The organism is Pseudomonas grandcourensis (assembly GCF_039909015.1).
Classification (GTDB): domain Bacteria; phylum Pseudomonadota; class Gammaproteobacteria; order Pseudomonadales; family Pseudomonadaceae; genus Aquipseudomonas; species Aquipseudomonas grandcourensis.
The window spans coordinates 4,346,758-4,360,926 of record NZ_CP150919.1 but is presented as its reverse complement, the minus strand read 5'-3'; the positions used below and the strand labels follow the sequence as shown (position 1 = coordinate 4,360,926).

9 protein-coding genes and 2 pseudogenes are annotated in these 14,169 nt (G+C 54.2%); 10 read left to right on the top strand and 1 reads right to left on the bottom strand.

Annotated features, from left to right (window positions below):
- Positions 1 to 329: 329 nt before the first annotated feature.
- The 5 genes from AABM52_RS19430 to AABM52_RS19410 all read left to right on the top strand — a co-directional run bounded on the left by AABM52_RS19430 (position 330) and on the right by AABM52_RS19410 (position 9,173).
- On the top strand, positions 330 to 2,033 hold the full coding sequence (locus AABM52_RS19430) for a DUF1302 domain-containing protein (protein WP_218497881.1): 1,704 nt from the start codon (positions 330 to 332) through the stop codon (positions 2,031 to 2,033).
- A 54-nt stretch (positions 2,034 to 2,087) separates the two neighbouring features.
- Complete coding sequence (locus AABM52_RS19425; protein WP_256353591.1) at positions 2,088 to 3,407, top strand: DUF1329 domain-containing protein; 1,320 nt, start codon at positions 2,088 to 2,090, stop codon at positions 3,405 to 3,407.
- 77 nt (positions 3,408 to 3,484) lie between these two features.
- Entirely contained in the window at positions 3,485 to 4,588 is a 1,104-nt protein-coding gene (locus AABM52_RS19420; RefSeq protein ID WP_218497883.1) for a YCF48-related protein, read from the top strand.
- Positions 4,589 to 4,592: 4 nt separating this feature from the next.
- On the top strand, positions 4,593 to 7,055 hold the full coding sequence (locus AABM52_RS19415; protein ID WP_056723230.1) for an RND family transporter: 2,463 nt from the start codon (positions 4,593 to 4,595) through the stop codon (positions 7,053 to 7,055).
- Between the two features lie 183 nt (positions 7,056 to 7,238).
- Positions 7,239 to 9,173 (top strand): methyl-accepting chemotaxis protein, encoded by a 1,935-nt coding sequence (locus AABM52_RS19410; RefSeq protein ID WP_218497884.1) that lies wholly within the window; start codon positions 7,239 to 7,241, stop codon positions 9,171 to 9,173.
- Positions 9,174 to 9,175: 2 nt separating this feature from the next.
- On the opposite strand, the pseudogene AABM52_RS19405 reads toward AABM52_RS19410, so the two are convergent.
- Positions 9,176 to 9,558: pseudogene (locus AABM52_RS19405) on the bottom strand (integrase); the annotation flags it as partial.
- Positions 9,559 to 9,561: 3 nt separating this feature from the next.
- Here AABM52_RS19405 and AABM52_RS19400 point away from each other — a divergent pair.
- The 5 genes and pseudogenes from AABM52_RS19400 to AABM52_RS19380 form a co-directional block, all read left to right on the top strand.
- Positions 9,562 to 9,836, top strand: a pseudogene (locus tag AABM52_RS19400) (HlyD family efflux transporter periplasmic adaptor subunit); the annotation flags it as partial.
- Positions 9,837 to 10,032: 196 nt separating this feature from the next.
- Positions 10,033 to 11,745 carry an FAD-dependent monooxygenase gene (locus tag AABM52_RS19395; protein ID WP_218497885.1) on the top strand — a complete coding sequence of 571 codons (1,713 nt, stop codon included), beginning with the start codon at positions 10,033 to 10,035 and terminating at the stop codon, positions 11,743 to 11,745.
- An 8-nt stretch (positions 11,746 to 11,753) separates the two neighbouring features.
- Complete coding sequence (locus AABM52_RS19390) at positions 11,754 to 11,924, top strand: DUF2783 domain-containing protein (RefSeq protein ID WP_256353575.1); 171 nt, start codon at positions 11,754 to 11,756, stop codon at positions 11,922 to 11,924.
- Between the two features lie 42 nt (positions 11,925 to 11,966).
- On the top strand, positions 11,967 to 13,292 hold the full coding sequence (locus AABM52_RS19385; protein ID WP_056723222.1) for an MFS transporter: 1,326 nt from the start codon (positions 11,967 to 11,969) through the stop codon (positions 13,290 to 13,292).
- Positions 13,289 to 14,107: a LuxR C-terminal-related transcriptional regulator gene (locus AABM52_RS19380; protein WP_056723220.1), complete on the top strand. Its 819-nt coding sequence runs from the start codon at positions 13,289 to 13,291 to the stop codon at positions 14,105 to 14,107. Before AABM52_RS19385 ends, AABM52_RS19380 begins: the two co-directional genes overlap by 4 nt.
- Positions 14,108 to 14,169 lie beyond the last annotated feature (62 nt).

The following is a 14,169-nucleotide window of genomic DNA, read 5'->3' as shown; positions in this document are numbered from 1 at the left end:
CTGCAACTTTCAAACGTCAAAAAATCACAACTATCTGTCTTACAGGGCTTTCTGTTGGTGGATCCTCGGATTTAGACGCTGCCAGGGTCACGGTATGCCAGCCCCCCAACAGGGATCCGTAGGCAAAACACATCACCCCGGGCTTGACAGGCCTGGTTGATAGCTGTAAGTATACGAAACGTCCCGTATTGTTAAATTTAATGGGAATGGTCATATCGCTGGTGCTCGGTGAGACCCGGATAGGTATATGCGTTTTCGGAAGGAGCGGTTAAGTAGCGTCAAATTTCAAGTTTAGCGAAGCCTAATACAAAAACAAAAGAGGTTCGTATATGCGTGTAATAAAGTCTACTACGTACTCATGTCCGTCGCCTTCAGGGCGGCCAAAGTTCCTATCATGCGTTCTAGCAGGAGGTGCGCTGAGTGTGATATCGATGAGTGCCAGTGCATTTCAAATTGATACGGGCGACAATGATCTTAGTGCACGCTGGGATAACACCCTCAAGTACAGTTCTGCATGGCGTCTGAAGGACCCAAGCAGCAAGCTTTCGAAAAGCGAAGTCAGCCTGAACCAGGATGACGGTGACCGTGCTTTTGATAAGGGCCTTATCTCTAACCGTTTTGACCTGCTCTCGGAAATGGATATCGGTTACCGTAATTTTGGTGGTCGTCTAAGCGGAGCAGCCTGGTTCGACACCGAATACCAGAAGGACAACGATAACAACAACCCCGCGCGCGCGAATCAGGTGTCGGTTGCCTATGACGAATTCACTGATGACACTCGACATCTGCACGGCGGTGATGGTGAGTTATTAGATGCATTCGTCTATTGGAATGGTGAAGTTGCGGATCGAGCTTTGTCCTTTCGTTTGGGTCGGCATGGCCTAATTTGGGGGGAAAGTCTGTTTTTCGGGGCCAATGGGATTGCTGGCGGAATGGCTCCGGTGGACGTGGTAAAGGCTATTTCAGTACCCAACACCCAGTTCAAGGAAATCACCAGACCAGTTAGTCAGTTGTCTACTTCCTACCAACTTACTGATGCGCTTTCGTTGGGTGCGTTCTATCAGTTTGAGTGGGAAGAAACACGATTACCTGCGGCGGGTAGCTATTTTTCCACGCTCGACATGATGGGAGAGGGGGCTGAGCGCCTGATTGTCGGGGAGCCATTCCCCGATTTTCTCGGTGGTAATCCAATCAGCCCTGCGGCCTTTTTTCATGGTAAGGACAAAAAAGCCCGGAGTTCTGGACAGGGTGGCCTGCAGTTACGCTATGCAGCTGAAACTGTCGATTACGGGCTTTATGCTATCCAATACCATGATAAAACCCCGCAGTTGTACCTCCGTCCTGGCGTAGGCGCCCCTAATTTTGCAACCGGACAAGTAGGTGAGTTCTTCTGGGTGTATCCGGAGGATATACGCGCACTGGGCGCAAGTTTTACCACGTCAGTGGGTGAGTATAACTTTGCCGGGGAAGCGTCTATGCGCTGGAATATGCCCCTGGTATCGAATGGTCAGGTCGTACTGCCAGATGTAGACGCTGACAATGACAATCATCCACTTTACGCGGTCGGGCGGACTGCCCACGTGAATTTGAACGTGCTCGCATCTCTCGAGCCAACTTTCATATCCAATGAGGCCAGCTTTATCGGTGAGATTGCCTGGAACCGTTTGTTGAAGGTTACTGAAAACCGATCAGCACTGGATCCGAATGCTACAGATGACGGGGTAGGGCTCAAGTTGGTGTATACACCAACTTATCGTCAGGTATTCCCGGGTATCGATCTTGGTGTTCCGCTAGGTGTCAGCTACTTCCCTATGGGTAAGTCCGCTGTAGTTGGCGCTTTCGGTCCTGATAAAGGTGGTGATTTCAATATCGGTGTAACCGCCACCTACCTTGATCGTGTCACTTGTGGTTTGACGTACACACATTATTACGGTCCATCTGACACTACGCTCAATGAGGCCAGCCAGTTTAATTATAAGCAATCATTTAAAGATCGGGATTACCTGGCCTTCTCTATCAAGAGCACTTTCTAAGAGGACTTGAACATGATTTCTCGAATTAAATTCAGTGCTGCTTATTTTTTTATAATGAGTGCTATTGCTTTTAGCGCGTCCGCGTTGGCTACCGGAGTAGATGATTTAGGCAAAAGCCTGACCCCCTTTGGCGCTGAGCGGGCTGGTAACGCGGATAAAACTATCCCGGCATGGGAGGGTGGATATACCACCGTTGATCCGTCTTATCAGAAGGGTGGTAAGCGTGGCGATCCTTTCGCCGCGGATAAACCACTGTTCAGCATTACTTCGAAGAACATGGCTCAATACGCAGATAAGTTGAGCGATGGTGTTAAAGAAATGTTCAAACGGTATCCAGACACCTATCGAATGGATATCTACCCAACACGTCGAACAGCAGCGGCTCCGCAGTGGGTATATGACAATACAGCCAAGAATGCGGTTAATGCCACGCTGGTAGAGGGTAGCGCGGGTCCAATGCCCGAAGGGGCTTATGGCGGTATCCCGTTTCCGATTCCGAAAAATGGTGACGAGGCGATGTGGAACCATCTGCTGAGTTGGAGCGGTACCTCCATTACGCGGGACGCTCGCTTTTATTTGATGACTGCCGATGGTCAACAGGTAATGACTACCGATGGTAAGGCTATCCAAGAGATGCCGTATTACTTTCAGGATGGCTCGGCGCAGACTTTCGATGGCGATTACTGGATGATTCGCCTGCTTAATATTGGCCCACCGATTCGTGCTGGTGAGCAGGCGATGGATCGGGCCAATCTCAATGCCGATAAATCACAGACGCATATCTACCTTGCCGGCCAACGGCGAGTGCGCAAGGTACCTAACTCCTGCTGCGACACGCCAGCGCCTTCAACAGCAGGCGTGATGGCCTACGACGAACTGTCCGTTTATAAAGGGCGGCTCAACCGGTTCAATTGGAAGTTGGTAGGTAAAAAGGAACTTTATATTCCCTATAACACCAATAAATTCTTTACCGCAGGCAAACCGGAAGACGTACTTGGTAAGCGGCATCTTAATCCAGACGTCTTGCGCTGGGAACTGCATCGTGTGTGGGTTGTCGAGGCAAATCTGAAGCCTGGCGAGCGCCATCAAATGGTTAAGAGCCGTTACTACCTGGATGAAGATACCTGGCAAGCGCTGTTGGGCGATCGTTGGGATGCAAGTGGTCAATTGGCCAAAACGCTGTGGGCGCTACCGGCAGTCATGCCAGATATTCCTGCCCAGGCTTCTGTCTCGTCGGGGTTCTATGACTTTATGTCCGGTACTTGGTTTGTACTTGACCTGCTCACTGGACAGTCCTCGCAATGGGGGATTGTCGAGCGTTTCAAGAAGTCTGACTTCTCGCCAACAGTAATGGCGGGGCAGGGTGTGCGTTAACGCTAAGACTCTCTGAAAAGCACCGACAATCTCAGTTGTCGGTGCTTTTGCGACACGCGGTTCAAGAGATAATAAAAATGATAATAAACAGTCGTTTAAGTGCCTTGGCGTTAGCTTTGGCTTTGTCTGCTTTAGCTTCGCTTGCTTGTGCTGAGGGTGGAGCCGTAGGCTCTGTCCTGAGCTCATCGGCGATGCAAATCGCCACACCCGCTCATGCTGTTCTGATTGATTTGGCACGTGCTGGTGATCGACTGATTGCGGTTGGTGAAAGAGGCGTCATTGTACTTTCCGATGACAATGGCCAGTCCTGGAGACAGGTGCAGGTACCGGTCTCAGTCAGTCTGGTTGCGGTTCAGTTCATCGATGACGAACATGGCTGGGCAGTCGGACACGGTGGCACAGTGTTGGCCACTGCGGACGGTGGTGAGCGCTGGAGCCTCCAGCTTACGGGTATACAGGCTGCAGAGATTGAGTTGAAGGCAGCTCAAGATATAAAAGCTAATGCAGTCGATGCCGACGCGGCTGATATGCGCATTTCCAATGCCGAACGCCTGGTAGCAGATGGGCCGGATAAACCATTCCTGGCCCTGCATTTTCTTGATGCCAACCACGGCCTCGTAGCCGGCTCCTACGGAATGGTTTTTTCTACTCAGGATGGTGGGGCAACATGGCAATCGCTGATAGGCAGCATCGAAAATCCGTCGCTTGTGCACATCTACGCGATCGCTCGGAAAGACCACCTTTGGTTCCTTGCCGGTGAACAAGGTTATGTAGCTCGCTCAACAGATGACGGAAAGTCTTTCACACATTTGCCAAGCCCATATAACGGTAGCTTTTTCACTGCGAATATACGTGGTGACGGAGCTCTGCTGATCGCGGGACTTAAAGGCCATGCCTATTTGTCATCTGATGATGGTGCCAGCTTTAATCAATTGAAGGTGTCTAGGCCGAGTTCAATCAGTAGTTCCGCTCGATTGCCAGATGGAAGTGTATTGCTAGCCAATCAAACTGGTGATTTGTTCAGTAGCTCCGCCTCAAATGGTTTAGCACTTAACCCGGTGGGCAATCCGCTGGGAATTCCCGTGAGCAGCATTGTTGAGGCGGTCGACGGTAGTCTGATTACCTCCGGTTTTGCTGGTTTGTCACGTTTTTCACATCCCGCCACTGAAGTTTCGGAGTGAGCATATGAATTCCGCTCGTCATCCTTCCCTGCCTGAGTCAGGCATATTTGATCCAAGGTCAGGGACCTTGGTTGAGCGTGCTCTATTCAACCATCGCCACTGGGTGCTTCTGCTATGTCTGCTGACGACGGTCCTGCTCGGCTGGCAATCCACTCGACTGGGATTGAACGCTAGTTTCGAGAAGATGATCCCGACTGGTCATCCCTATATTGCCAATTATCTAGCCAATCAAAAGGAGCTCTCCGGACTAGGTAATACGGTGCGTATCGCGGTTGCCAACAAGAAGGGGGATATCTACGACACTGATTACCTGCGTACTTTGCAGTCCATGAACGATCGTATCTTTTTGCTGCCAGGCGTGGACCGCGTGTACATGAAGTCGCTATGGACGCCTTCCACACGCTGGGTTTCGGTGACGGAGGATGGGCTCGATGGTGGGCCGGTCATTCCTGACAAGTACGACGGTAGCCCCGCATCCCTCGCTGAGTTACGAAGCAATGTGCAGTTGTCCAACGAGATAGGCCAACTGGTAGCCTTCGACCAGCGGTCCAGCATCATTTCCATTCCTTTGCTGTCACGCACGCCGGACGGCCAGCCCCTCGACTACGCCAAACTTTCTGTTCAGTTGGAAGCGCTTCGCGCCGAGTTTCAAAGCGACAACATTGACATTCACATCACGGGGTTCGCAAAGAAGGTAGGGGACCTGATAGATGGGCTGGGGCAAATCATGCTGTTCTTTGCCGCCGCCATTGCTATCACGACAGTAGTGCTCTATGGCTACACCCGATGCCTGCGGAGCACATTTCTGGTCGTGCTTTGCTCGGTAGTGGCGGTTGTCTGGCAGCTTGGTTTGCTGCCGTTGCTGGGGTATGAGCTTGACCCATATTCGGTCCTGGTGCCCTTTCTGGTGTTTGCCATTGGCATGAGTCATGGCGCCCAGAAAATGAACGGCATCATGCAGGATATTGGTCGCGGCATGCACCGAGTGGTTGCCGCGCGCTTCACGTTTCGTCGCCTGTTTCTCGCCGGTCTGACTGCACTGCTTTGTGATGCGGTGGGATTCGCCGTGTTAATGATCATTCAGATCAAAGTCATTCAAGACTTGGCCATTATCGCTAGCATCGGCGTTGCGGTGCTGATTTTCACCAACCTCATTTTGCTACCCGTCCTGCTCTCCTATGTCGGCGTCAATCGCTGCGCAGCCGAGCTAAGCCTCAAGAGCGAACGGGCCGAGCAGAGTGGTCAAGCGCGACACGTTTTTTGGCGATTCCTTGATCTATTTACTCGAAAACCATGGGCCTTGATCAGCGTAGTTGTCAGCCTGGTGGCTGCTGTGCTGGGCTTTATGGTCAGCTTGCATCTGGCAATTGGCGATCTGGATGCTGGTGCGCCAGAGTTACGTCCGGATTCGCGTTACAACCTCGATGATGCCTTCATGACGCGCAGCTACGGAGCCAGCAGTGACCTGTTCGCCATAATGGTGAAGACACCTAAGAGTGCCTGCTCAAGCTACGACATCTTGCGTAAGGTCGACGATCTGGATTGGCAGTTGCGCAGTTTACCCGGGGTAGACTCAACGAACTCCATGGCGTTGTTAAATCGTCGTATGTTGGTAGGACTGTCTGAGGGCAACTCCAAGTGGTACGAGCTGCAAAACAACCAGGCCATGCTTAACATGATTACCGCCAGCGCACCGCGGGGACTTTACAATGAGTCCTGCAGCTTGCTGACGCTGTACGTTTTTCTCAAAGACCATAAGGCCGACACCCTTACGCGGTTGGTGAATCACGTCGAGGCTTTTGCAGCAGCAAATGACACTGATGAGGTCAAATTCCAACTTGCCGCCGGCAATGCGGGAATTGAGGCAGCGACCAACATTGTGGTCAAAGAGGCCAATCGCGAGATGCTGTTCTGGGTGTATGGCGCAGTCATTTTGCTCTGCCTCGTCACCTTCAGGTCCTGGCGAGCCACTCTGTGTGCAGTGATTCCGCTCATGCTCACGTCGATTCTGTGTGAGGCACTGATGGTCGGTTTAGGTATCGGTGTGAAAGTGGCGACCCTGCCGGTAATCGCTCTAGGTGTAGGTATCGGCGTTGATTACGCGCTGTATGTAATGACCATCATGCTGGGGTTCTTGCGCGAAGGTAAAAGCCTCTCCGAAGCTTACTACCGCGCCCTGGTCTCCACGGGCAAGGTTGTAATGCTCACAGGGATAACCTTGGCGATAGGTGTGGGTACCTGGATATTTTCCCCAATCAAGTTCCAGGCCGACATGGGTGTGCTCCTGGCGTTCATGTTTGTCTGGAACATGGTGGGGGCGCTTCTATTACTGCCGGCACTGGCTTACTTCCTCTTGCCTTCCACACTGCGCAGTGATGCTTCTGGCAGCAAGGTCGCCAACCCGATGACATTGAGTGAACAATCCACTCCAGGTCATTCACTGCGTCTGTGCAGTGCCAACGCCTGATTGGCGTATTAGGGTTTCATCACACCTGCGGTGGGTGCATGTAGCGCCCGGATAATCCTGGACTTGGTTCAGGATTATCCCGTCAGTCTCCCTGCCTTTGTCGGCGAAGCATAAGTGACTCCGACAGTGGGCATGTTTTCCTGTTCCTGGTTGCATCACCACTAGCGTGAAGAGGATATTTGTATGTCTTTGGTGAGTCGACTACTGGGTAATCTCTCGGTAGGAGCCAAGCTGTCGATCGGTTTCGGGTTGGTGTTGCTATTCACTCTCGGGGTGGGAATTACCGCTTTCCATTCTTTGAGTCTGTTAGGGCGTCGTGGTGAACAACTTCGTACCGAGGACTGGATTCAAACGTTGGTCCTGCAGGCTCGTATCGCGGAAAAAGAATATGCACTTAGTCTTTCTCCTCAGGCACAGGATCAAGTGCGAGGTGCAGTTGAGCAGCTCACTCGGCATTTTGATGGCCTCCCGCAAAAAAATAACGCCGACATCGCGATGCGGGAGGCGTCCAGCGACTATTTAAAGCAGTTCCTAAGTTATGCGGAGTCTCTTCAGCAAGCACGAGAGGCTCGCTTGCGCATGCAAACACTCGCGCAGACAGCGGGAGAAAGCTTCACCTTGGTATTTCTCGATCAGCTTGATGCAATGAGTGCACAGCAGGAACGAGGTACTTCTCCGGACAGCGGGCAACTGTTGTTACTGGAGCAGACCACTGCTCTACGTGACAAGCTGGCCAAGCTCCGTGATAGCGAGCTTTATTATTCGTTGGATGCTGAGGAGCGCTTCCGTAGCGATTGGGAGATGCGCATGAGCGACCTACTGTCTTCAATGCAGGTGCTCAATCTCGATGATCAGGAAAAGGTTTCGCTTCAGACTGCAAGTCATGCACTGGCTGATTATCGAAAAGCCTTCGAACAGTTCGTTGCCAGCCGCAAGCAAAGCGCTCTTAGTAGCGAAGCGATGAACGCGCAAACCCAGCAAGTCAGCGAGTTGTTGGATAAGGCCAACCAATTTCAGAGCCAGGCGATTCAACGCGATGGTCGCAACGCGTACAGTCAGCTTGGCCTTATTAGCTTGCTGGCGTTAGCGCTGGGTATTGGTGCGAGTCTATTAATACGTCATTTGATACTGCAGCCGTTGCGTCGGGCTGTTCATTTGGCTCGACAGGTTGCTGCAGGTGACCTGAGTTGTGCGCCTGATGGTGTAAGCGTTCGGCACGATGAGCTTGGGCAACTATTGGATACTGTCAATAGCATGCTGGGTAGCCTGAGAGGATTGGTTGGTCGAATTGGTACCGGGGTAGGCCTGCTCAATGGAACGGCAGGAAGCCTGGCAGAAGTCATTCAGCGCAGCAGCCAGGGAGTTGAGAGACAACGACAGGAGACTGAAATCGCCGCTACCGCAATGCAACAGATGACTATGATGGCCGGCGAAGTCGCACGTAACGTCAAGGACGCTAGCGCGGCAGTAGCTCTTGCTGATGACCAGGCGCGCGAAGGTGACGATTTGGCACGCCAAGCGGGCTCCAAGATCAACCAACTGGCTTTGGAAATGACAGGCTGCGATGAAGCAATGCAATCGTTACTGGCAGAAAGTACGGCTATTGGCGGCATTCTTGATGTGATTAAAGCTGTAGCAGAACAAACTAATTTACTGGCATTAAATGCGGCTATAGAAGCAGCTCGAGCAGGTGAAAACGGTCGTGGATTCGCCGTAGTAGCTGACGAAGTTCGTGGTCTGGCACGCCGCACGCAGAGTTCTACCGCTGAAATCGAGGACTTGATCAGTCGCCTGCGTGGCGTCGCCCAGCAGGCAACTGAGCGGCTACAGGCTAGCCATGCGCTGACAGGTGAAACAGTGATCCTTGCTGGTCAGGCATCTCAGGCATTGACACGAATTACTCGCGCCGTATCAAGCATTGAACGGATGAACAAACAAATCTCCGGGGCCGCGGAGCAACAGCGGTTTTTGGCGGAACAGGCTAGCCAGAACATCGTTCGAGTGCGCGAAGTGGCAGAGGAGAGCGCCCAAGAAAGTGTGAAATTGCAGCGGTTGACGCTCGAACTCCAGCAGGTGGATGGAGAGTTGAATGCTGCGGTTGGGCACTTTCGCACATGAATTTAGCTTGCGAAGACCGTCGTGAGATACTGCCCCAGCATGTTCCATGCCTCATTTTTCTCTTTGGCATAGTCAGATAATGCCGGCGGACCTTTGAGCCACCCACCAATAGTTCTGGCAGCGATCGATGATATCCAGCGGAACACTAAGTTGCTTCATCATGGTCGCTCCCGTTCGACGCAAGTCATGCGGTGTCCATTCCCGGCTGTTGCCGCGGCTTAGCGCTAGCGAGTCATCGTGATGGCGACCGGATAGCGGGTTTCGGCGGTGCTTGAAAGAGCACTGCCGGTCGCCGATCAGCTTTCTTTGTATCAACGTGGTTGCTTTCCTCCTTACTGGGAAAGCAAAAAGGGATATTGCCGGTCTCTTCTTTCAGGCGCTTGAACTACTGGTACCCAATACGCTTTGGGTGATCGCAAACATGAAAGGTACCCAAATGGATTAAGTCCGTATCGGCCAGCCGGTGACTTTTTCCGTCGATGCCCTCGACCACCAGCAATTGCGCGGTCATGTGCAGCGTATCTCGCCGTCACCGGTCCCGAATTTGCCCTGCCGCAATCGGACAATGCCACCGACAACTTCGTCAAGCTGGCACAGCGTGTGCCGGTGCGCATTACCGTCGATCCTGACCAGGACGAGGCCCAGCGCTCGCGGCCGGGGATGCCATACGCAAGACGGGAGGAGGGGGTCGCGAGGGCATCAGAGCGGTGGAGCGCCGATAACGCGACGCACCAGAGGGATATGATTGGCGAGCGTCAGCAAGATGTCCTCTGCAGGGGACATCCCCTTGAGCGCCTGGATTTAGAGTGGCTCCAGAAAACCTGTCCCCGATAACAATAAACCGGGAGCTACCGGAACCATGCATCAGCCTCAAGTCGTACCCCATCAATCTCTTTATTTCCCTTATCAGGTTTATCCTGCTTTCGTGCCGTACCCAGGCGTCGACAATCAATCGTCTGTGGCGATTGTGGGGGCCGGACCTATTGGCTTGACGCTGGCGCTCGAACTGGCGCGCTTCGGTATCAGAAACACTGTTCTAGCCGCTCAACAGCAAGTCTGTGAAGGTAGTCGCGCAATTGTTTTCACCCGTCGCTCCATGGAGATTTTCCAGCAAGTGGGGGTGTCCGGGGTGGTGTCCGAACAGGGTCTGCCCTGGCGTTTCGGCAATTCGTACTACCGCGGCCAGCGAGTTTTTCGCATGGAAGCCCCGGTCGACGAGCACGATCGTTTTGCGCCGATGACCAACCTGCAACAGCAGTACCTCGAGCAACATCTGGTAGAGGCCGCCCAAGCACAACCGCTGATCGAATTGCGTTGGGGCAACAAAGTCATCGATATCGAGCAAGGCGTCGACGGTGCGGTGTTGCAAGTCGATACCCCGGGCGATACCTATACCCTGCAGGCCGATTGGGTGGTGGCTGCTGATGGCGCCCGCTCCGGACTTCGCTCGTTGCTGGGTCTCAAGCTTGAAGGGGCGTCCTATGAAGGGCGGTTCGTGATTGCCGACATCCGCATCAAGCTCGATCTGCCGACCGAACGCCTGGCATTTTTCGATCCCGCCTGGAATCCCGGCAATACCGTGTTGATGCACCGCGAGCCCGGGGATATCTGGCGCATCGATTACCAGTTGCCCGTGGACGAAACGCCCGAGCAGGCGCTGCACCCCGACTCCTTGCGTGAGCGCATCGATGCGCAACTGGCGATGCTCGGCGTCGAGAACCCGGTATGGGAACTGGATTGGAGTTCGGTGTACTCGGCCCGGGCGCTGACCCTGGCGGAGTACATCAACCACCGCGTGATTTTCGCCGGAGACGCGGCGCACCTGTTACCGATTTTCGGCGTGCGCGGGGCCAATACCGGCTTCCAGGACTGCCACGACCTTGGCTGGAAACTGGCCCTGCACATCAAAGGCCTGGCCGGTGCCGGACTGCTGGCATCCTACAGTGACGAACGGGTGAAGGCCGCTCGGGAAATCATTGAAGAGGCTGGTAAGAGCACGCGGTTCATGGCGCCACCCAGTCGTGGCTATCGGTTATTACGCGACGCGGTGCTGTCGCTGTCATTGACCCGCGAGTTCGTGCGCCCGCTCTATCACTGGCGGACTTCAAGGGCTCACGATTATGCCGATTCGCAACTCAACGCGGTGAACGACGATAATCAATTGTTTACCGGCGGGCCGCGCAACGGTGCACCGTTGCTGAATGTACGTCTGGCAGAGCAGCACTATCTCTTCGATGAGTTGGCGCCCGCTTATCATTTGATTTGCTTCACTGACGCGGCGGCACTCGATGTCGAAGTCGTTGCCCAAGTCCAGGCGCTACGCCGTCAGGGAGTGCCGATTCAAGTGATCGCGATCGCCATGAATGGAGTCCTTCAGGTGCAACACGCCGACCTGACCCTGGCCGATTGCGACGATCTGTTCAGCACGCGTTATGGCGTGCAGCATGCAGGCGCCGCCTATCTGGCACGCCCGGACCAGCACGTCTGCGCCCGCTGGCTGCATTTGGATGGCGAGCGTTTGCGCCATGGATTGAACCAGGCCCTTGGCCACAACGGGAGTGACCACCCATGAGCCAGTCAATGAACGTAACAGACCTCGAACGCGCCTATGACCGACTTGCCGAGGCGATTGATCGTACGGGTAACGACAGCGAGTTGTTTCTGGTCAAGCTGGCACTACTGGCGGCCGAGGCACTGAACGATGCCGAGCGCTTCGACGCACTGATCGAATGCGCCGGACAAGACCTGTAAAGCTTCGCGCCAGCCAATAATTACAAGAACAGGATCATCCCTATGCCATCCCGTCCTGCTGTGACCCCTGGCGTGGAGACCGGCGCTCAACCGCCGGTCATTGCCAAGGTTTCGAAACGCCTGCTGTGGTTTCTTTTCATCTGCTTCGTTTTTTCATTTCTGGACCGTATCAACATCGGCTTCGCCGGGCTGACTATGATGGACGATCTGGGTTTGAGCAGTACCCAGTTCGGTATGGCAACGACGATTTTTTACCTGGCCTACATCGCCTGCGGCATCCCCAGCAACATGGTCCTGGCGAAACTCGGCGCCCGTCGCTGGATTGGCAGCCTGATGATTGCTTGGGGACTCGCGTCGACAGCCACCCTGTTTGCGCATGACGCAGCCAGTCTGTATTGGTTGCGTGCGTTGGTAGGTATCACCGAGGCAGGATTTCTGCCCGGGGTGCTGTTGTACATGACGTTCTGGTTTCCAGCTGCGTACCGGGCTCGTGCCAATGCGCTGTTCATGATCGCCATGCCGTTTACCGCGGGCTTTGGCTCGGTCTTGTCCGGCGCCATTTTGGGGCTGGATGGCCACTGGGGCCTGGCAGGCTGGCAATGGCTGTTTCTTCTTGAAGGACTACCCAGCGTCGTACTCGGTCTGGCGGTGTACGGTTATCTGGATGATCAGCCGCGCAAGGCACACTGGTTGAGCGACGATGAGAAGCTGCAGTTGGCCGAGTTGATCGAGCGTGACCGTCAGGCACCTTCCCCTCACGCTCACTGGGGACGTGAGTTGCTGTCGCCATCGGTGATTCTGTTCTGTCTGGTGTACTTTTGCCTGGTCAACACCTTAGCGATGATCGCAGTCTGGACGCCGTTGATCGTCAAGAGCTTCAGCACTGGCCAGAGCAATACGCTGATCGGATTGTTGTCGGCAATTCCGCAAATATGCACCATCATTGGCATGATCCTCTGGGGCCGACACTCGGACCTGACCCAGGAGCGGCGTTGGCACCTGGCGCTTCCAATGCTGCTGGCTGCAACAGGCTGGTGTTGCACGGCCCTGTCGAGTGAGCCGATCGTGCAGCTGGCCGGGGTCTGCATGGCGGCGACGGGTTCCTATACGGCCATGTCGATTTTCTGGACCCTGCCGGATCGCTCATTAAGTTTTCAAGCCAGGGCGGTGGGCATCGCGGTGATCAATGCAGTGGGTAATCTGGGGTCTGCCCTTAACCCCTTAGTGGTCGGCTGGCTGAAAGACCTTACCCATACCTATACCGCCGGTTGTCTGTACGCTGCGCTGCTGTTACTGGTGGCTGCAATGCTGGTGCGCACGCTACCCCATGAACGCCAATTTTCATCACGTGAACTCATACCTGAATGAACCACTGGCTGCTTACCAACGTTTACCATCAGAGCCCATTGACGACGGGGGAAATTGCTCATCTATTGGCTCGGGTAGGCGAGGACTGCCGAACCTGGTTGGCGGCAGAGTTACTGACCCTGGTACGGGGTGAAATGCCGCTGGCTCAATGTACAATTTTCGCTTATCCGCAAGGCCAGGAGCCGCAGGTGTTGTCGTGCTCCGATCAGGCAAGACTCGTGCAGATATCGCGCATCTCCCGGGACTACGTCGAGCGTTTTCACAGCCTGGACGGCAACCGCCAAGCGATGCTCGGCCATCGGGCAAAATACGGCGACGCGCGAATCCTGGCTCAGCTTCAATCAGTTGAAGACATCACCCATCGTGACTATCGGCGGGTCTGCTACGAGCAACCGCAAATATCTCAGCGCATGGCCTTGCTCAATCATCAGGAAGAGGGCGGGGCTTGGCTGTCGATCAACTTCTATCGAGGTCGTGAGCACGGTAACTTCAATCAGCGCGACATTGAATTTATCGAGTCGGTTGCGCCGCTACTGATTCAAGTCACGCGATTGCACTATCGCGCTTATGTCGAAGCCAACCAGATGCCGTCCGTGCTAAGTCAACGCGTCGAGCAGCTCTATCCTGAACTGACTCGTCGGGACCGTGAGCTGCTAAGGCATTTGCTCAATGGCCTGGGGGCGGAAGAGATAGCGCCCCTGATGGGCATCCAGCGCTCAAGCGCCGCTACCTACATAAAGCGGCTTTATCGAAAGGTGGGAGTCAGCGGACATCGAGAATTGCTGGGGCTGGTAGTGAGGAGGCGTTGGTCCTGAGCGCGCGTCGATCAATTGGAAGCGAAGAGCAACGTTTGGTTCGTGGCACGATGCGACTTGAG

What these genes read in the sequence shown, in the direction of transcription:
- AABM52_RS19430 (WP_218497881.1), top strand. Translation starts at nt 330, where the DNA reads ATGCGTGTAATAAAGTCTACTACGTACTCATGTCCGTCGCCTTCAGGG.
- AABM52_RS19425 (WP_256353591.1), top strand. Translation starts at nt 2,088, where the DNA reads ATGAGTGCTATTGCTTTTAGCGCGTCCGCGTTGGCTACCGGAGTAGAT.
- AABM52_RS19420 (WP_218497883.1), top strand. Translation starts at nt 3,485, where the DNA reads ATGATAATAAACAGTCGTTTAAGTGCCTTGGCGTTAGCTTTGGCTTTG.
- AABM52_RS19415 (WP_056723230.1), top strand. Translation starts at nt 4,593, where the DNA reads ATGAATTCCGCTCGTCATCCTTCCCTGCCTGAGTCAGGCATATTTGAT.
- AABM52_RS19410 (WP_218497884.1), top strand. Translation starts at nt 7,239, where the DNA reads ATGTCTTTGGTGAGTCGACTACTGGGTAATCTCTCGGTAGGAGCCAAG.
- AABM52_RS19395 (WP_218497885.1), top strand. Translation starts at nt 10,033, where the DNA reads ATGCATCAGCCTCAAGTCGTACCCCATCAATCTCTTTATTTCCCTTAT.
- AABM52_RS19390 (WP_256353575.1), top strand. Translation starts at nt 11,754, where the DNA reads ATGAACGTAACAGACCTCGAACGCGCCTATGACCGACTTGCCGAGGCG.
- AABM52_RS19385 (WP_056723222.1), top strand. Translation starts at nt 11,967, where the DNA reads ATGCCATCCCGTCCTGCTGTGACCCCTGGCGTGGAGACCGGCGCTCAA.
- AABM52_RS19380 (WP_056723220.1), top strand. Translation starts at nt 13,289, where the DNA reads ATGAACCACTGGCTGCTTACCAACGTTTACCATCAGAGCCCATTGACG.